At 64.9% G+C, this 18,941-nt stretch carries 12 protein-coding genes; 5 read left to right on the top strand and 7 right to left on the bottom strand.

Features of this window, described 5'->3' with window-relative positions:
- Positions 1-162: 162 nt before the first annotated feature.
- From AC3EC3_RS12620 to AC3EC3_RS12605, 4 genes are all read left to right on the top strand, one after another.
- Complete coding sequence (locus tag AC3EC3_RS12620) at positions 163-1,326, top strand: efflux RND transporter periplasmic adaptor subunit (RefSeq protein WP_488489970.1); 1,164 nt, start codon at positions 163-165, stop codon at positions 1,324-1,326.
- Between the two features lie 4 nt (positions 1,327-1,330).
- Positions 1,331-4,495, top strand: a complete 3,165-nt coding sequence (locus AC3EC3_RS12615; protein WP_488489969.1) for an efflux RND transporter permease subunit — start codon at positions 1,331-1,333, stop codon at positions 4,493-4,495.
- Position 4,496: 1 nt separating this feature from the next.
- A complete protein-coding gene (locus AC3EC3_RS12610; protein WP_488489968.1) occupies positions 4,497-5,948 on the top strand; it encodes an efflux transporter outer membrane subunit in 1,452 nt (483 codons plus the stop codon).
- 378 nt (positions 5,949-6,326) lie between these two features.
- Positions 6,327-8,453, top strand: coding sequence for a TonB-dependent receptor (locus tag AC3EC3_RS12605; protein WP_488489967.1), 2,127 nt, complete (start codon positions 6,327-6,329; stop codon positions 8,451-8,453).
- A 450-nt stretch (positions 8,454-8,903) separates the two neighbouring features.
- Here AC3EC3_RS12605 and AC3EC3_RS12600 read toward each other — a convergent pair whose 3' ends face one another.
- From AC3EC3_RS12600 to AC3EC3_RS12580, 5 genes are all read right to left on the bottom strand, one after another.
- Entirely contained in the window at positions 8,904-10,661 is a 1,758-nt protein-coding gene (locus AC3EC3_RS12600) for a tannase/feruloyl esterase family alpha/beta hydrolase (RefSeq protein ID WP_488489966.1), read from the bottom strand.
- A gap of 47 nt (positions 10,662-10,708) precedes the next feature.
- Positions 10,709-11,875 (bottom strand): M20 aminoacylase family protein, encoded by a 1,167-nt coding sequence (locus tag AC3EC3_RS12595; RefSeq protein WP_488489965.1) that lies wholly within the window; start codon positions 11,873-11,875, stop codon positions 10,709-10,711.
- 8 nt (positions 11,876-11,883) lie between these two features.
- Positions 11,884-13,164, bottom strand: a complete 1,281-nt coding sequence (locus AC3EC3_RS12590; protein WP_488489964.1) for a DUF3100 domain-containing protein — start codon at positions 13,162-13,164, stop codon at positions 11,884-11,886.
- An 83-nt stretch (positions 13,165-13,247) separates the two neighbouring features.
- On the bottom strand, positions 13,248-14,798 hold the full coding sequence (locus AC3EC3_RS12585; protein WP_488489963.1) for an aldehyde dehydrogenase family protein: 1,551 nt from the start codon (positions 14,796-14,798) through the stop codon (positions 13,248-13,250).
- A 5-nt stretch (positions 14,799-14,803) separates the two neighbouring features.
- On the bottom strand, positions 14,804-15,661 hold the full coding sequence (locus AC3EC3_RS12580; RefSeq protein WP_488489962.1) for an NAD(P)-dependent oxidoreductase: 858 nt from the start codon (positions 15,659-15,661) through the stop codon (positions 14,804-14,806).
- A 115-nt stretch (positions 15,662-15,776) separates the two neighbouring features.
- Here AC3EC3_RS12580 and AC3EC3_RS12575 point away from each other — a divergent pair, with 115 nt between their 5' ends.
- Positions 15,777-16,688, top strand: a complete 912-nt coding sequence (locus AC3EC3_RS12575; protein WP_488489961.1) for a LysR family transcriptional regulator — start codon at positions 15,777-15,779, stop codon at positions 16,686-16,688.
- Here the strand turns inward: AC3EC3_RS12575 and AC3EC3_RS12570 are convergent.
- On the bottom strand, positions 16,664-18,031 hold the full coding sequence (locus tag AC3EC3_RS12570) for a DUF5690 family protein (protein WP_488489960.1): 1,368 nt from the start codon (positions 18,029-18,031) through the stop codon (positions 16,664-16,666). The two genes, AC3EC3_RS12575 and AC3EC3_RS12570, sit on opposite strands and share 25 nt — an antisense overlap.
- Positions 18,032-18,152: 121 nt before the next feature.
- Positions 18,153-18,914, bottom strand: a complete 762-nt coding sequence (locus tag AC3EC3_RS12565) for a DeoR/GlpR family DNA-binding transcription regulator (RefSeq protein WP_488489959.1) — start codon at positions 18,912-18,914, stop codon at positions 18,153-18,155.
- Positions 18,915-18,941 lie beyond the last annotated feature (27 nt).

The following is an 18,941-nucleotide window of genomic DNA, read 5'->3' as shown; positions in this document are numbered from 1 at the left end:
ACGCTGGGATCGATCTGGGTAGGGTGGGTCGTCGTAAGTACCTTGCAGGGGTCCTCCGGGTTGGAGTGACCTCTCTTGTGTCGTGTGCGCGCCTGCCTTGCGCCTGAAGGAGTGTACGCAGTGGTACTTGCAAATGTCAGGCTTGCAGCTGTTTCGACGGCGGTGATTGCCATTCTTTCCCTTGCGGCCTGCGGACAGTCGAGTGCGCCGTCTGCGAAGGCGGAGGCACAGGTCGGCGTCGTGACGCTGCATGGGCAGGACACGACCGAGAATACATCGTTGCCGGGCCGTGTCTCTGCCGTGGAAAGCTCTGAAGTGCGCCCGCAGGTCGATGGCGTGATCACGCGTCGCCTGTTTGAGGAAGGCACGATGGTGCAGGCCGGGCAAGTGCTCTACCAGATCGAGGATGCGCCCTATCGTGCGGCGCTCGCCAGCGCGCAGGGACAGCTTGCCAATGCGCAGGCGACGATCCGCTCGACCCAGCTTCAGGCGGACCGCTACAAGAGCCTGCTGGCGATCAAGGGTGTTAGCCAGCAGGACTACGACAACGCCGTAGCTGCGGCGCAGGCGGCGCGGGCACAGGTGCAGACCGCCAAGGCGGCAGTCATGACGGCGCAGGTCAATCTGGGCTTCACACGCATCCGTGCACCGATCTCGGGCCGGATCGGTCGCTCGCTGGTGACGGTCGGCGGTCTTGCGCAGACCGGCCAGACGCAGGCACTGGCGCTGATCAGCAAGATCGGCGAGGTCTATGTCGACGTTAGCCAGCCCGCAAGCCGGATGCTCGATCTGCAGGCGGCTGCCCGTTCGGGTGGGCTATCGCGTGCGAGTGGCGCTGCTGCTCGGGTACAGTTGGTACTCCCCAATGGCGCGATCTATCCGGTCGAGGGCACGCTGGAATTCTCCGAAGCGACGGTCGATGACAGTTCCGGTTCGGTGACGATCCGGGCGCGCTTCCCCAATCCCGACGGCACGCTGCTGCCGGGCATGTATGTGCAGGCGCAGCTTGTTGACGGGGTGCGTCACAACGCGATCCTGGCGCCGCAAAAGGGCGTGACGCATGACGAGAAGGGTGACGCCGTTGCGATGGTGCTGGGTGCAGACGGCAAGGTAGAGCAGCGCAAGCTCGTGCTGGGCTCTGCTATCGGTCAGAACTGGGTGGTGACATCGGGGCTCAAGGCTGGTGATCGCCTGATCGTCGACGGCCTCCTCGGCGTGAAGCCGGGCGATAGTGCGATCGGTCAGGAAGAGGACACGCCGCCGACGAGCACCGCCACCGCGCCTGCCGATGCAGCCTCGGGTACTCCGGACGCAGCCAAGGACTGATCGGATGTCGCGTTTCTTCATTAACCGTCCCATCTTCGCATGGGTCATCGCGATAATCTTCATGCTCGCCGGCGTGCTCGCATTGCGGGTCATGGCCGTCGCGCAGTTCCCGGCCATCGCCCCGCCGATGGTGCAGATTTCCACGACGATCCCCGGTAACGATGCGAATACGCTGGAGCATACGGTTGCCCAGGTGATCGAGCAGCAACTCGATGCGCTGGATCACCTGGAATACTTCAGCACGTCGAGCGACAGCGCCGGCAACATGACAATTATCCTCACCTTCGCGCAGGGAACCAATCCTGATATCGCGCAGGTTCAGGTGCAAAATGCGCTGCAGTCGGCCATGCCTATGTTGCCGGAGGAAGTGCAGCGTCAGGGCTTGAATGTCACCAAGGCGGCCAAGAACTTCTTGATGTTTTTTGCGCTGACCTCCACGGACGGCAGTCATTCAGCAGAGGATCTGGGCGACATCCTGTCCTCGCAGCTGGAAGATCCCATCAGCCGTGTGACCGGCGTGGGCGATTATCAGTTGATCGGCTCCGAGTATGCGATGCGTGTATGGGTCGATCCCTACAAGCTGACCGGTTACGGCCTGACGATGGATGACGTGACCAACGCCATCGCTGCGCAGAACGCGCAGGTTTCGGCGGGGCAGGTCGGCTCGCTTCCGGCGCCGGACGATCAGGAGCTGAACGCGGTGATCACCGCGCAGACTCGCCTGACGACTGCGCAGGAATTCCGCGATATCATTCTGCACACGAACGCCGATGGTTCGCATGTTCTGATGTCGGATGTGGCACGTGTTGAACTGGGCGCTGCGGATTACAGCCTGCAGGCCAGCTATAATAACGAGCCGGCGGCGGCTCTGGCTATCAAGCTGGCTTCGGGCGCCAACGCTCTGGATACCGTGGCACGCGTAAAGGCCAAGCTGGCCGAATTGCAGCCGCAATTGCCACCCGACGTCAAGATCGTCTACCCGCTCGACAACTCGGAATTCGTCAAGCTCTCGATCCACGATGTGGTGGAGACGCTGCTCGAAGCGATCGTTCTCGTATTCCTGGTAATGTTCCTGTTCCTCCAGAACTGGCGCGCCACGCTGATCCCGACCATCGCCGTGCCGGTAGTGTTGCTGGGTGCTTTTGCGGTTCTCTTTGCAGCGGGCTACTCCCTCAATACCCTGACCTTGTTCGGTATGGTGCTGGCTATCGGCCTGCTGGTCGATGACGCTATCGTCGTCGTCGAGAACGTCGAGCGCCTGATCCACGAAGAGCATCTCTCGCCCAAAGCGGCGGCACTGCGCTCAATGGAAGAAATTTCCGGGGCGCTGGTGGGTATCGCCATGGTGCTCGCTGCGGTGTTCCTGCCGATGGCGTTCTTCGGCGGATCGACCGGTGTGATCTTCCGCCAGTTCTCGATGACCATCGTGATCTCGATGGCGCTGTCGGTACTGGTCGCGCTCGTGCTGACCCCGGCGCTTTGTGCGACGATCCTGAAGGCGAACGATCCGGTCGAGCAGCATCTGGTGGATACGGACCAGAAGGGTTTCCGAGGTGGATTGGCCCGCTTTTTCCGCTGGTTCAATCAGACGTTCGACAAGACCCGCGACGGCTATGTTCGCGGCGTCTGGAAGGCGGAACGTAACTGGAAGCGTACGTTGGTCGTCTATGCGCTTGTCGTGGCAGGGTTGGCGTTCATCTTCCTGCGTATTCCGACCGGATTTATGCCGTCCGAAGACCAGGGCTTCCTGTTTACACAGGTCTCGCTTCCTGCCGGTTCCTCGTTGAAGGAAACGCAGGCGGCTATGAAGAAGGTTACCGATTACTACCTCAAGAACGAGAGTGGTAATGTCGAAGGCGTATTCAACGCTTCGGGCTTTGGCTTCGTGGGTGAGGCGCAGAACGTGGGCCTCTCGTTCGTTCGTCTCAAGGACTGGTCGCAGCGCAAGGGCAACGCGAATACTGCCAACGCGATCGTGGCGCGGGCTAATGCTGCGCTTTCGAAGATGCGCAGTGGGCAGGTCATTACTTTCGCGCCGCCTGCAGTGTTCGAGCTGGGCAACGCTGATGGCTTCGATTTCGAACTTAAGGACAATGCCTATCTCGGCCACGACAAGCTGCTTGCCGCGCGCAATCAATTGCTTGCGATGGCCCAGAAGGATCCGCGTCTGGCGATGGTCCGTGCGAACGGACTGGAGGATGCTCCGCAGGTCAAACTCGATGTCGACAAAAACAAGGCTGGCGCGTTGGGGCTGGATCTCAACGACGTGAACGATACCCTTTCGACCGCGTTCGGTTCTGACTACGTCAACGACTTCCTGGATCGCGGCCGCGTTAAAAAGGTTTATGTCGAGGCGGACAAGGCGTTTCGCAATAAGCCGGACTCGATAGGTGATCTTTACGTTCGTGGTTCGGGCGGAACCATGACGCCGTTCTCGTCCTTCGCCAGCTGGCACTGGATCTTCGGGCCCAGCCGTCTGGAACGTTACAATGGCTTGTCGTCGATGGAAATTCTCGGCGCTCCTGCACCGGGTCACAGCAGTGGCGAGGCGATGCAGGCGATGGAGGAACTCGCCGCCAAGCTGCCCAAGGGCTTTGGCTATGAGTGGACTGGGCTCAGTTATGAGCAAGAGCAGAGTTCGGGACAGACTGGCGCCCTCTATTCGCTCTCGCTGCTGATCGTATTCCTGTGCCTTGCTGCGCTTTATGAAAGCTGGTCGGTGCCGCTGGCAGTGATCCTGGTGGTGCCTCTGGGCGTGTTCGGCGCGGTTCTGTTGTCCTGGATCACGGGGCAGTCGAACGACATCTATTTGCAGGTAGGTCTGATCACCACGGTGGGTGTCTCGGCGAAGAACGCGATCCTGATCATCGAGTTTGCCGAGGAGAAGATGCGCGACGGCATGGGCGCTGCGGAAGCGGCGGTGGAAGCAGCCAAGCTGCGCCTGCGTCCTATTCTGATGACCAGCTTTGCCTTTACGCTGGGCGTGCTGCCATTGGCACTCTCGCACGGCGCGGGGTCGGGTGGCCAGAACGCCATCGGTTGGGCGGTCGTGGGCGGCATGCTCTCCGCGACGGTGCTGGCGATCTTCTTCGTTCCCACCTTCTTCCGTCTGGTGAAGCAGCTGTTCAAGCAGGACAAGCCGACTGCCAAGATCGAACAGGAAGCCTGAGATGCGTACATCGACCAAGACGCTGGCCCTGCTGGCACCGGGCCTTTTGCTGGCGGGGTGCAACATGGCACCCAAATACGTGCGCCCTGACCTGCCGGTCCCGGCGACGCCGGCATCCGTTTCCGGCGTGCAGAGCACCGCTGAAACTGCTTCAGCGGCATCGGATCAGACCTTGCCGCTGGGGTGGGAGCGCTTCTTCACCGATGCGCGCCTGCGTCAGGTGCTCCAGCTCTCGCTGGCCAACAACCGCGACTTGCGCATCGCCATCGCCCATGTGGCTGAGGCGCGTGCACAGGCGAAGGTGCAGGGCGCAGACCTGTTCCCGACCATCGCTGCCGGGGGCACCGCCGAAATCGAACGCACGCCTCCAGGGCTGGGCGCAACGGGTGGGGACGCGACACGGTACAATCTCTACCAGGCACAGGTCGGCGTTTCGGCATGGGAGGTCGATCTCTTCGGCCGGGTACGCAACCTGACGCAGGCTGCGCAGGAGACCTATTTCGCCAGCGCCGAGACGCGGCGGGCCGCACAGATTACACTCGTTTCCGAAGTGGCCGACGCCTGGTTGCAGATCGGTGCCGACCGGCAGCAACTGGAGATCGCGAAGAACACCGCCGCCGCTTATGAGCAGACGCTGAAGATCACTCAGGGTCGCGCCGCGATGGGCGTCGCCTCCGACCTTGACGTGCATCAGGCCGAAACGAGCTATCAGCAGGCGCGCGCCGATATTGCCAGCCTGACGACAAGTGTTGCGCAGGATCGCAACGCGCTCAACCTGCTGGTCGGTGCGACGGTCGATGATGCCCTGCTGCCCAACGGCCAGAATGGTGACGATGCGACCATCGCGCAACTTCCTGCCGGCCTGGCCTCCAGCGTGCTACTCAAGCGCCCCGACGTGGTTTCGGCGGAGCACCAACTCAAGAGTGCCGATGCCAATATCGGTGCTGCGCGCGCGGCATTCTTCCCGCAGATATCGCTGACGGCGGCGTTCGGGACGCTGAGCCTGGGACTGTCCAACCTGTTTGGGCATAACAGCCAGAACTGGTCAGTGGAGCCGAGTGTGAGCCTGCCGATCTTCGATGCAGGGCGCAATCTTGGCAATCTGCGTTATGCCAAGGCCGAACGCGACGAGATGGTCGCGACCTATGAGAAAGCCGTGCAGACGGCGTTCCGCGAAGTTGCCGATGCACTTGCCCGCCGGGCGACGATCGGCGAGCAGCTTGATGCGGACACGAAGCAGGCGAGCGCCGCCAACAGCGCACTTACCATTGCGCAGGCCCGCTACGAGAAGGGCGTCGATACGTTCCTGACCACGCTCGACAGCCAGCGCACCCTTTACACCGCGCAGCAGGCGCTTGTCTCGACTCAGCTTGAGAAGCAAACCAACGCGGTCGAACTCTATCGAGCGCTCGGCGGTGGCCTTGATGCGCCAGAGGCTGCGTCCAGCCAATAAGGCTGCTGACTCAGGCTTTGCCGATTGCCCGACAACGCCCGGACCTAAGGATCCGGGCGTTGTCATGTCGGCGGTGTCGCTGATCGAGGCTCGGCGATATCATGTGCGCGCAAGACCTTAGATCACTCCCTATCCTGTGTTGAAGCGCTTCCTATACGAGATTCCTGCTTCAGGCTGCGTTGCCTGGCAGGCAACGCCAACATATTCGCGACGCCATTTCCACCGATTTCATCGCGAGAGATAGTTTCCCCAGAAGCACGGAGGTATTCACCAATCGTGCATGACCAGGGGGGTCGTCCATGTCCAAAGTTGCGTCTCGTCGTCTTTTCCAAGTCCTGTTGGCCACATCCACGGCGCTGTCCTTCGCGACCGCAGCCCATGCCCAAACGCAACCCGGTGGCGGATGATGTGCCCGGCGATATCGTCGTCACTGCCCAGAAGCGCGATGAGCGCTCGATCGACGTTCCGGCTTCGATCACCTCGATCGGCGGCGCGAAGCTGGAGGCCATGCAGGTCAAGCAACTGACCGATCTCGTCAGCACCGTTCCCGGCCTGTCGATCTCGAACTATGGCGGCCCCGGCATGAACTCGATCCAGCTACGCGGCCTGTCCGGTTCGTTCCTCGACGATTTCGCAGGGCCGCTGGTAGCCACCTATATCGACGATCTGCCGGTCGGCTCCTCCACCGCTGCCGGTCGCGGCAACCTGTTCACGCTTGACCTTCAGCCTTACGACATGGATGCGGTCGAAATCCTGCGCGGTCCGCAAGGAACGCTCTACGGCGCGAACTCGATGGGCGGCCTTATCAAGTACACGCTCAAGAAGCCCGACCTGACCAAGTTTGAAGGCCGCGCCGGTGCCACGGTGGGTTATACCAATGGGGCAGGCGGACTTTCGTGGTCGCCGCGCGCGGCGATCAACGCGCCGATCGTCGACGGCGTGCTCGCCGTTCGTGCCAGCGCCTTCTATTCCAAGACGCCCGGCTACATCGACAATGTCGGCACCGGCGTGAAGAACGCCAACTCCTCCAAGAGCTACGGCGGGCGTTTCGCATTGCTGTGGCAGGCGACCGACCGCCTGAAGCTGCACGGCGGCGTGCTCTACCAGAAGTCCGATGCCGACGACGTGGCGACCGTGCTCGTCACCGCCGATGGCCTGCACCCGGTCTATGGCCCGCAGAAGACCTATTCCGACATTCCCACCGCCATCAACCAGAAGACCGTCGATTACACCGCCGGTGCCGATTACGACCTCGACTTCGCCACGCTGACCACCTCGGCGGGCTGGGTGGCGATGGACACCCTGCTTAACCAGGATCTGACCGAGGCCTATGCAGCCTACAACCCGGCACCGAACGGCAAGACCCGCTTCGGTCTGGCCTCCACGGTGCGCAAGTTCACCTCCGAAACCCGCCTGACCTCCTCGGCCAAGGCGCGCCTCGAATATACGGTCGGCTTTTACTACACCAACGAACGCGCTGGCGAGGATACTGTCGATCAGGCACTCGACGCCAACCTCGTTCCCGTGCCCGATTTCACGCTGCTGCAGGGCCATTCGCGCTACAAGTACAAGGAAGTCGCCGGTTTCGCCAACGCCACCTACAAGTTCTCCGACAAGTTCGATCTGTCGGCGGGCGGACGCTACACCAACTACAGCCAGGTCGGCGCGGCCAGTTCCACCGGTCTGCTTGGCGCCCCGACCAATCCGGCGGACACCGGCCACGTCGGCGTGGGCATCTGGAGCGTCAACGGCCGCTACCACTTCAACCCGGACTTCCTGTTCTATGGCCGCTTCGCCACCGGCTATCGCCCCGGTGCGTTCAACAGCCCGAACTCGTCGTGCGACATTCCCGCCGCCAGCGATCCGGATCGCACCGACAACTACGAGGCGGGCATCAAGGGCCTGATCCTCGACCGCAAGGTGAACTTCGAGCTGACCGCCTACCACATCAAGTGGAAGAACATGCAGCTCAACGTCAGCCAGGTGCAGGGCGATTCGACCTGTATCTTCGTGACCAACGGCGGTTCGGCGACCAGCAACGGCGTCGAGTTCAGCGGCGGCTATCAGGCGACGCCGGACCTGCGCCTCTCGGCCACGGCCACCTATCAGGACGCCTACCTCGACGACGACCTGCCGCTGTCGGGCGGTATCAAGGGCGACACGCTGCCGCTGTCCTCGAAGTGGCAGTACTCGGTCGCGGCCGACTGGAAGCGCGAAGTCAAGGAGGGCACCAGCCTGCTCGCCGGGGCCAGCTTCTCGCACAAGGATCCGTATGTGAACTTCTTCGAAGGCACCGGCCATCCCTATCCGTTCAAGTCGATGAACCTTGCGAATGCCTATGTCGGCGCCGAGCTGGGTTCGCTCACTGCCCGCCTGACGGTGCAGAACCTGTTCGAGAACCGCTCGTATGTCGGCATGCAGTATCCCTTCCGCCCCGATTTCGGCCTGCGCGCCGTGCCGGTTCAGCCGCGCACCGTCACGCTGAGCCTCGACTACAAGTTCTAAAACAGGGGGCATAACAGCCCTTCGGCTCGCACATTTCCCTTACCCTGACTGCATCCCCCGGACCCACAAGGTCCGGGGGCTTTTTTGTGCGAAGTTGACACGGTTGACACGGTCCAGAGGGAAAGTGTCACCTTGGGGCGTTCAGTCGAATATATCCCTTCGAAAATCGATACTTAGCAATGTTGACAGCGTTATTTTACGGTGTCCGCGCCATGTCCAAGGTGACAGGCAAGGTGACACCTCGAAATTCGCTCCGAGGGTCGAGCGACCGGTCTGTCGGAGGCGGGGCGAAGGGAAGGGGGGCAGCGGCGGGCACATGCTTTCCGTTTATCGGAAGAGCGCTCCTGTAGGAAAGGGTAGCGCCGCGCGTGCGCCCCGCGCTTTTCAAACGACAAGGGCCGCCGGAGCGAACTTCGACGGCCCTGACAGCGCGGCAAATTCCGGAGCGGTTTACGGCGCGTTGAGATAGCGCGGCGCCGGGGTGGGCACGTCGCCGCGCGGATGGGGCACGCAGCGATAGCTCGTCGCCAGCGACGGATTGCCGCTCGTATATTCCGGGAACGCAGGATAGGCGCACAAGGGCCGCTCGGCGAGCGGCTTGCTGCCGCTGGCATCGAACTGGCGGGCGACCGGCGCAGGCGCGCGGTTCTTTTCCACCCAGCGCACCAGTTGCAGCAGCACATCGTTGTCGATCCGGCCCGGCACGCTCGCGCCCTGCCCGAAATCGCCAAAGCCCGCGCCGCCCTCACAGTGCCCCATGCCGGGCGCGAGGAAATAGCGCGCGAACTGCTGCGTCGCCGCCAGATCGCCACCGTTCGCGGCGACCACGCGCTCATAGAAATGCATGGTGTCGGGGTACGGAATGTGCGGGTCCGCCGTGCCGGTATAGAGGATCAGCTTGCCGCCATGGTTGCGGAACGCGGTCAGGTCCGCGCTGTTGGAATTGAGGTACGAGGCGCTGTTGGCGTCCACCTGATCGAGATCGCGGTCGAAGTCGAAGCGGCGATAATCGTAACCCGGCTTGAACGTCCAGTTCCAGGTGTAGGAATCGATGTTCTGCCACGCGGTGCTGCCGTGGGCGAGCACGCCGGACCAGTCGACGCCGAAGGGCACGCCTGCGAAGATCCGCTCCCCGGTGCGCGGATTGGTCGGCCCGGCATAGAGCTTGCGCAGCGCGGTGAACTCGGGCGGGGTCAGGCAACCGGGGCCGTCATCGTTGCCGCTGCACTTGGGCAGCGTCTCGATATCGAAGTGGCACTGGCGCGGGTCGGTCAGGAAATCGTCGGACGCGCGCCCGCCATCGTGGCCCGCACAGGCGGCCAGCACATGGCTGTGGACCATTTCCAGCTTGGCCGCGCTCAGCCGACCGCCCGCCGCCTGCTGGGCCATGAAGTTCCACAGGAAGTAGGCATGAAGGTGCGTGCGGTTGTTGGCTGGAGCGCCTGCAAGGATACCGTCGTAATCGGTCGGATAGCGCTGCGCGAGCGCGAGCGCTTCCTGCCCGCCGGTCGAGCAGCCGGAGAATACCGAGGTGATCGCATCGTGGCCGTAGAACGCGTGGATCAGCGTCTTGGCCGCCACGGTCATCTGGTGATCGGCGCGGTGGCCCAGATCGACGCCGCTTTCGGGCCGTGCGGTCGCCGGATAGATCGTCGCCTGCGTGGAGACCGGCGCGGTGCCGAGGTCGGTATTGGCCACGGCAAAGCCGCGCAACAGGCCCGAAACCATGCCGTAGTAGGCGATCGCACCGCCGGGGCCGCCGTTGCCCGTGCCAAGGTAACGCTGGTTCCATTTCGCACTCGCGGGCAGCCACACCTCGGCCTCGATGCTGCTGCCCGTCACCGGCGTCATGCGCACCGTCACCCGGCAGAAGTCGGGCAGTGTCATCGCGGCGGTCTGCGGCAGCGGGCGGTAGGAAACGTTCGGGATGAACGCGGCGCCCTTGGCCGTGCTCACCGGCTGCGCGGACAGCACGGTGCCGCCCGGTATCGCGGCCCTGGCAAGGGCGCGGCACGGCGCGGCGAAGGCGCTTTTGGTGCTCGTCAGGCTGGCGGGCAGGCTCGCGAAGACCGGCATCGTGCCGACCGGTTCTGGCGCGGTGGCCGATGCCGACGCGCCGCTGATCGCCCAGACCGACGCCAGCGCCGCCGAACTGACGACAGTGCCCGCCATCAGCGCGCCGAGATAGAGCGTGCGGTGCTTGCTCATCGTTCGTCTCCTCAGGGTACTGGCCGGTTGTCGGTATTTTCGGTGGTTCAGGCGCCCAGCATCCGCCGCGCCAGCGTGACCCAGTAGGCGGCACCGACGGACAGCACCTCGTCGGCGAAATCGTAGGCGGGATTGTGCAGCGGTGCGGCGCCTTCGCCGATGCCGAGCCAGGCATAGGCCCCCGGCACCGCCTGCAGCATGAAGGAGAAATCTTCCGAGGCCATCGACGGGCGGATCTCGCGGCGCACCTTGTCTTCGCCCACCAGCGCCTCGGCGGCCTGTGCCGCGCGACCCGCCTGCGGGGCGGCGTTGACCGTCGCGGGGTATCCGGCATCGAGCGCGAAAGTCATCTCGCAGCCGGTCGCCGCGCCGATCCCCGCACAGATTTCGCACACGCGTTCATGGGCGAAGGTGCGCACCTCGGCGGTGAAGCAGCGGATCGTGCCGCGCAGGATCATCTCGGGCGGGATCACGTTGTCGGCATCGCCCGCGTGCGCCTGCGTCACCGTCACCACCAGCGCGTCGAGCGGATCGACATTGCGGCTGACGATGGTCTGGAGCGCGAGGATCGCCTGCGCGCCCGCCACTACCGGATCGCGCGCAAGATGCGGCATCGCCGCGTGCGCGCCCTTGCCGGTGATGGTGATGCCGAAGGTATCGAGCGAGGCCATCATCGGTCCCGGCTGCACCGCGATATGGCCAGCGGGCAGCCCCGGCCAGTTGTGCAGGGCATAGATCTCGTCGCAGGGGAAACGCTCGAACAGGCCGTCCGCGATCATCGCCGCGCCGCCGCCGCCGCATTCCTCGGCGGGCTGGAAGATGAAGTGGATGGTGCCCTTGAGGTTCGCATCCCCCGCCAGCACCCGCGCGGCGCCGAGCAGCATGGCGACATGGCCGTCGTGCCCGCAGGCATGCATCACGCCGGGGCGCTGCGAGGCATGGCCGCGCTCTGCACCGCCGCATTCGTGGACCGGCAGTGCGTCCATGTCGGCACGCAGGCCCAGCGCCGGACCGTCTCCCCGGCGCAACGTGGCGACCACGCCGGTCCCGGCGATGCCGGTGTGGACTTCAAGACCCATCTCGGTAAGCGCGTCTGCCACCAGCGCGGCGGTCTCGTGCTCGTGATAGGCCAGTTCGGGCGCGGCGTGGAGGCGGTGCCGCCAGTCCAGCATCTGCGCGCCCACGGTGCTCTCGATCTCGGAAATCAGGGTCATGTGCAATCTCAGATCGGGTGATGTTCGAAGAACTGCGCGATCAGCGTCGCGCCGATGAAAGTGCCAGCATTGGCGCAGAGCGAGACGACGACGATGCGCCAGCCCAGCCGCCGGAACGCCGGGATGTCCTTGGCCAGCGACAGTCCCGCGAAAGCCAGGATCGGCGTGGAGAGCGCCATGAAGTTTAGCTTGCCCGTCACCGCTTCCAGCACCGGTGCCCACGGGAACGCCGGGTACGTCGCGGCCATGCCGAACAGCGAGCACCACAGGACGACCGGGATCTTCACCGGCAGCGCCCGCGCGATCAGCGTCGAGGCCAGCGCGATGACCACCGTGATCGCCGCAGCGGCGAACGTCGCGCCGTCGATCGCGCCCTTGTAGTTCAGCGCGTTGGCGATCACCGCCATGACCGCGCAGGCCAGCCAGCACAGGCCGATGGCCAGCGGGCCAAGATCGCTGCCCTGCTCGAAATCGGGCGCGTCGAGATCGTCGGGGGAGGTATCCGCGCTCGCCTTGGTGCGGCGACCGAGGATCGGTTCGAGCACGCGATAGGCGAACAGCGTCGCAGGCAGCGAGATGAACAGGGTGAACCACGTGCCGATCGTGGTGGTGATGATGTTGCTGGCGGCGGCGAAGGCGGCGATGTCCCTGGCCATTTCGGGCGGCTGTTGCGCGGCGATGGCGCCAGCGGCGGCGGCCATCATGCTGCCCGAACCGACGCCCGATCCCATCGCCATCGCCACCGGATCGAACACGTGCAGCGCGGTCAGCGCCGAGGCGAGCACGGCGATGAACACCGCGCCGAACACGGTGCCGGTCAGGTACTCGGCCAGCACGCCGCGCCCCTCGGGCGACTGCATCCCGAAGCGCTCGGCAATGATCGCGAGGCTGGGTTCGCGCCCGACCGAGAACGTCGCGCCGATCGCCTCGCGCTTAATCCCCAGCAAGAGCGCCACCGGCAGGCCGAAGACCATGGTGCCAAGGAAATGGCCGAACTCCTGGAAGACCAGCCCCGTGCCGCTCTCCAGCACGCGCGGGACAGAAGTGCCCACCATCAGCCCCAGCTTGACCACGAACAGCATCAGCGCGAACTGGAGCAGGTGGCCCGCGCGCGCCTGAATCGCAGGCGGCAGGGTGAGCGCGGCGGGCAGCCGGAGCGTGCCGGACGCGAGCCCCCAGCCCGCGCCCAGCAGCAGCGCCCAGAGCAGCGGCAGCAACGTGACCGCGCCCACCGGCAGCGGGATCGCCACCGGCCCGACCAGTTCGGCCACCAGCACGATCAGCGCCATGCCCGCCACGAGGCGAAGCCTGCCACCAGATTTCGCCTTAGGCGCTGTCGTCTCCGACGCAGTCTCCTGCCCCCCCGCCACGCTCAGGTTCCGAGGCCCGGCGCGTAGCCGAAGGCAGTGGTCGGCGTTGCGGCGGTTTCCACCCAGACGCTTTTCACCTGCGTATATTCGCGCAGCACATCGATCCCACTCGACCGGCCATAACCGCTTTCGCCATAGCCGCCGAAGGGCGAGGCGACGTTGATCGTCTTGTACGAATTGATCCAGAACGTGCCCGCGCGCACGGCCTGCGAAACGCGGTGCGCGCGGCCCACGTCGCCGGTCCATACGGCCCCGGCAAGGCCGAAGCGGCTGTCGTTGGCAAGCGCGATGGCCTCTTCCTCGGTATCGAAGGGGATCGCGGCGACGACCGGGCCGAAGACCTCTTCCTGCGCCACGGTCATCGCATTGCTGGCGCCCGCGATCACGGTGGGGGCGACAAAGAAGCCCTGATCCGGGATCGCGGCGAGCGCGCCGCCCAGCGCCGCGCCTTCGGCCAGAGCACCGCTCACCATGCCGGTGACGTGCTCGAACTGGCGGCGGTTGTTGATCGGGCCGACTTCGGTGAGGGGATCGGCGGGATCGCCGACGCGGATCTGCGAAGCGCCGCGCGCCACAAGGTCGACCAGTTCGTCATGCACCGAGCGATGCACGAGCAGACGCGATCCGGCAACGCAGCTTTGCCCCGCGCCTGCGAAGATCGCCGCCTGCGCACCCAATGCGGCAGCGCGAAGATCGGCATCGGGGAAGACGATGTTGGCGGACTTGCCGCCCAGTTCGAGTACCGAGGGCTTGAGCAGCCGGCCTGCCGCGGCCGCGATATGGCGGCCCACGGCGGGCGAGCCGACGAACACCACCTTGGCGACTTCCGGCGCGGCCAGCGCGGCCTGTCCTGTGGTGTGGCCGAAGCCGACCAGAACGTTGATGACGCCTGCGGGAACGCCCGCGTCCTCGGCAATTTTCGCCAGCGCCAGCGAGGTGAACGGCGTGCGTTCCGAAGGCTTGAGCACCACCGCATTGCCCATCGCGATGGCCGGTGCGATCTGCCAGCCGCCAGTGAACATCGGCGCGTTCCACGGGGTGATTTGCAGGATCACGCCGAACGGTTCGCGCAAGGTGTAGTTGAGGTGCGTCGTCGGCACCGGGATGACTTCGCCGTGCAGCTTGTCGGCCCAGCCGCCGTAATACTCGAACATCTCGGCGACCTTCATCGCCTCGCCCCGGCAATCGCGGATCGGCTTGCCCGCGACGAGCATCTCGATCACCGCCAGTTCCTCGGCGCGGGCGCGTACGGCGGCACCCACCGCCTGCATGATCCGGCCGCGCTGTGCAGCCGGGACCGCCGACCACACCGCCAGCCCGCGCTGCGCGGCCTGCGCCGCCTCGCGCGCCACGGCCTCGCCCGCATCGTTCAGAGTGACGAGCGGCTGGTCCGTCACCGGATCCTCGATGACGATGGCCTCGCCTTCGCCCGCCAGCGTTACGCCGGCGATATGCGAACCGCCTGCGCCGCCGTTGGGCCAGAAGGCTTTCAGCGCCTCTTCCAGCGCCTGGGTGCGGCTCTTGCCCGCGACAATGCTATCGATCACGCTCATCTCGATCAGTCTTCCAGAACCGTGGCAACAATGCGGTTGAAATCCTCGCCGTCGGCAAGGGCAGGCTCGCTGGCATCCCACGCGGCAACGGTCGCGCCCATCATGCCGAGCGAAAGACCCGCCTCGGCGATCAGGTCGCGCGCCAGACGCACGTCCTTGCGCATCAGCTTCATGGTGAAGCCGGAATCGAAATCGCCCGACAGGATCCAGCGCGGGAAGTTCACTTCGGTCACGCCGCTGCGACCCGAGCCCGAATTGACGCCGGTGATGACGTTCTGCGGATCGAGGCCATAGGCCTGCCCGAGCTTCACCGCCTCTGCACCGAGCACGAGGTTCGCGGCACACAGTGCGTTGTTGATGATCTTGAGCGCATGGCCCGCGCCTACACCGCCAACGTGCGTGCGGATGCGGGTGATCGCATCGAGCACCGGTGCAACGGCGGCAATGTCGTCCTCGCCGCCGCCCAGCACCATGCCGAGCGATCCGGTGGCCGCTGCCGAAGGCCCGCCGCTGACCGGTGCATCGATATAGGCAACACCACGTGCGGCCAGCAGGGCGGCAACTTTCACGCTGGTATCGGGGTGCGAGGTGGTGGTGTCGACGATGGTGACGCCGGACTTCGCGGCACCCAGCATGTCGCCGATCACCGCCTCGACCACGGCGGCGGTCGGCAGGCTCAGGATGATTGCCTCGCAGCCCGCCCACAGGCCGCAAGCGCTTGGGACAAGGGTGAAAGCATCGCCATGTTCGGGGAAGATCTCGCTGACGGCAGGATCGTGCCCCGCCACCTCGAAACCTGCCGCCAGCAGGCTCCCCGCCATCCCGCGCCCCATGGCGCCAAGACCGATAATTCCGACTTTCATTGTGTTCTCTCGTCTCCTGCGATGGAGACCAGAATAGGCAGGCGCCTCTACCCCGAAAGGAAGCCCTCCCGCACTTGGCGTTGCGTTCCGGTCAACGCGTGGCATGATGCGGTTCATGAACCTCGATGACCGCTGGATCGCCTATCTTCATGAATCGGTGCTCGCCGGGAGCGTGCGCGGCGCTGCCGACAAGCTCGACATCAACGCCTCGGCGGTGAGCCGTCAGATCGCGATGATGGAGCGGCAGCTGGGCGTGCAACTGCTCGAACGCCATAACAAGGGCGTGCGCGCGACCGAGGCGGGCGAGCTGCTGCTGAACTACCATCACCGGCGGCTGGCCGATCAGGAGGATACCGTCAGCCAGATCGCCGACTTGCGCAGCCTCAAGCGCGGCCATGTCACGCTGGCGCTGGGAGAGGGGTTCATCGGCCTCGTCACCTCCAGCAGCCTGCGCCGCTTTCATCGCGACTATCCGCAGATCAGCGTCTCGATCGAGACGGCGGGCACCAACGGCGTGGTACGCATGCTGTTCGAGGATACCGTACACATCGGCCTCGTCTACAGTCCGCCGCGCGATGCCCGGCTGCGCAGCCATGTCGCGGTGCGGCAGGCGGTCTGCGCCATCGTGTCGCCCGATCATTCGCTGGCGCGGCACGAAGGCGTGGCGACGATCCGCGACCTTGCCCCGCACAGTCTCGGCCAGCTCAACCAGAGCTTCGGCATCCGCCAGATCGTGGGCAACATGGAGCAGCAGGAAGGCGTGCGCCTCACGACGATGATGACCACCTCGTCCATCGCCGCGCTCAAGAACTATGCCGAGCACTGCGAGGGGGTTACGCTGCTACCCGCGTTCACGGCCGCGCAGGAGATCGCCGAGGGGCGGCTGGTTGCGGTGCCGGTGGAAGGGCAGGCACTGAACGGACACGCCCATGTCATCAGCCGGACGGGTCGCGAATTGCCTACGGCCAGCAAGAACCTGCTGCGCTACCTCATCAGCGACCTTCAGACGCTGGCGCGCGCCGGTTGAGCGGAAGACGGGGCCGATGACGGGGAGGAAGCATCGGCATTCCGGCCAGCAAGGTTTTGCTGACGGTTCGTGAACCACAGCGCGGAGGCGGCACTCGCGGCCATCAGCACCACGCTCGCAAACATGGCGCTGTCTACGTAGAAGCTGAGGAACGTGTGGTGCAGCCCCGGCCAGAAGCGCGACAGCAGCAACAGCACGATGCTGCCGCCGTACCCGAAGGCGTCGGCAATGTAGATCAGGAACCCGGCATTTCCGGTCGCGGCGCCGTCACCTTCTGCGGTGCTGCGGGTGACGGCGATCATGCGGTCGAACAGCACCACGCTGAAGGGCACGTAGGCAAGATAGAGCCCGCTTCCCGACAGCACCATCCAGTCGAGCGGGGTGATGAGCCCAAGCCGGAAGGCGATGGTCGAGAGCCCGAGCAGCGCGGCGCCTGTAAAGATCGCGGCGTGGATCGTCAGCAGCGCCTTCAGGTTGTCGCGCACCAGCATGATCGCGGCGAGGGCGATCAGCACGACGATCGTGACCGGCACTTCGCTTACCGCGAGAATGCCGGGGGAGTGCCCGTACCCGAACTGCGCCCATAATTCGGCGGAGAAATTGTCGCGAAAATCGCGCAGGCCGGTCAACAGCATATAGCCTGCCACCAATATGCCGAGCGGGAGCGCGAACTGGCGCAGCCAGGCATGGCGCTGGCCGGCGTTCATCGGTGTACGCGCGCCGCGTTCCGCGATGTCGGCAGCGTCGGGCGGCGGTGTGCGGGCAAGGACGGTCATGCCTACCAGCAGTAGTGGCGCGAACAGCAGGCCGGTTATCGCGGGCATCCAGGGCGTGGGAAGCCCGAGCAGCAGCAGCAGGCGACCAACCGACTTGGTGGTGCCCGACGAGAGGATGAAACTTGCCGTCAGGATCGCTGCCAGCAGTTCGGACGCGCGGCGGCCCTCCAGATAGCTGACGACCAGCCCCCAGATCATGCCCAGCGGCAGGCCGTTGAGAAACAGGCACAGCGGCCCCCAGCGCGAAGGAAGCAGCGCCAGCGCCAGCAGCGCAAGCCAGGATAGGCCGATCAGCGACAGGATCGCAGGCTGGCGATGATCGCGCCCATGCCCCGAAACCACGCGGATGCCGATCGCCTTGGAGCAGGCATAGCCCACGGTCTGGGCAAGGATCAGCGCGGTCTTGTAATCGAGTGCGCCAAAGCCGGGAACATGTGCGAACGTTGCCGCCGCGATCGGCTTGCGAAAGGCGTACATCGCGAAATAGACGCAGAACGCCGCAAGGCCTGCGCCGAGCAGTCGCCATTCCCCTCTTGAGGGAGATTCCCCCCTCGAAGGCAGCGGCAAGCGGCGCAGGCAAGACAGGATAAGCGACACGACAGGCGGTGCTTAACGCCTTTCGATGACGCTGCCATGATAGCGCGAGCCTGTCTGTGGCAGCGCAGCCCATATCCGGAAATGATCCGTATCAGGCGGCGACGTGAACCCGCATTCCTGCGGCCCGTGCGGCCTCGATAACCTCTGGCGAAGGGGGCTGGTCGGTCACGAGATCGTGCACATCGGCGAACGTGGCGACATGCATCGTGCCCTTGAGGCCGAATTTACCCGCATCCGCCACGACCACGACCCGCCGCGCGATATCGAGAACCGCCCGCTTGTAGGCGGCCTCACCCGGATCGAAATCGAGGAAGCCGCGCGCCGCATCCACCGCTCCCATCGACAGGATCGCGACATCGGGAACGAAGCGCCGGGTATAGGCGATGGCATCGGCATCGAAACCGGCACGGTAATCGACGTCCAGTCTCCCACCGGCGAAGAAGATGCGATGGTCGCCCAGCCCCAGCCCTTCGTGCGCCACCTCCAGATTGTTGGTGACGAGCGTCAGCGCCTTGCGGTGCAGGAACTCGCGGGCAACCCAGAAGGAGGTGGTTCCGGAATCGACGAGGACGGTCATGCCGTTCTCCACGAAATCGCCTGCCACCCGCGCAATGGCGCGCTTTGCATCCGCGCGTTCGCGCAGGCGCGTGCGATAGGGCGCTTCCAGCTGGCGTTCGGGCAGCGTCACGCCGCCATGCACTTTCAGGACGCGGCCGGTGCTTTCCAGTTGCCGCACATCGCGGCGAATGGTCTCTTCGGAAACACCGAAGGCCTGGGCGAGATCACCGATCCCGCAGGCGCCTTGCGTCTCCAGGGCGGAAAGAATGGCGGCAAACCGGTCAGCCTGAATCACGACAATTCTCGATCATGCCTGCCCTCG

The sequence above is a fragment of the Novosphingobium sp. BAM6 genome (assembly GCF_057784955.1).
This window is presented reverse-complemented; position numbering and strand designations above follow the sequence as displayed.

What these genes read in the sequence shown, in the direction of transcription:
- AC3EC3_RS12615 (WP_488489969.1), top strand. Translation starts at nt 1,331, where the DNA reads ATGTCGCGTTTCTTCATTAACCGTCCCATCTTCGCATGGGTCATCGCG.
- AC3EC3_RS12610 (WP_488489968.1), top strand. Translation starts at nt 4,497, where the DNA reads ATGCGTACATCGACCAAGACGCTGGCCCTGCTGGCACCGGGCCTTTTG.
- AC3EC3_RS12605 (WP_488489967.1), top strand. Translation starts at nt 6,327, where the DNA reads ATGCCCAAACGCAACCCGGTGGCGGATGATGTGCCCGGCGATATCGTC.
- AC3EC3_RS12600 (WP_488489966.1), bottom strand. Translation starts at nt 10,661, where the DNA reads ATGAGCAAGCACCGCACGCTCTATCTCGGCGCGCTGATGGCGGGCACT.
- AC3EC3_RS12595 (WP_488489965.1), bottom strand. Translation starts at nt 11,875, where the DNA reads ATGACCCTGATTTCCGAGATCGAGAGCACCGTGGGCGCGCAGATGCTG.
- AC3EC3_RS12590 (WP_488489964.1), bottom strand. Translation starts at nt 13,164, where the DNA reads ATGGCGCTGATCGTGCTGGTGGCCGAACTGGTCGGGCCGGTGGCGATC.
- AC3EC3_RS12585 (WP_488489963.1), bottom strand. Translation starts at nt 14,798, where the DNA reads ATGAGCGTGATCGATAGCATTGTCGCGGGCAAGAGCCGCACCCAGGCG.
- AC3EC3_RS12580 (WP_488489962.1), bottom strand. Translation starts at nt 15,661, where the DNA reads ATGAAAGTCGGAATTATCGGTCTTGGCGCCATGGGGCGCGGGATGGCG.
- AC3EC3_RS12575 (WP_488489961.1), top strand. Translation starts at nt 15,777, where the DNA reads ATGAACCTCGATGACCGCTGGATCGCCTATCTTCATGAATCGGTGCTC.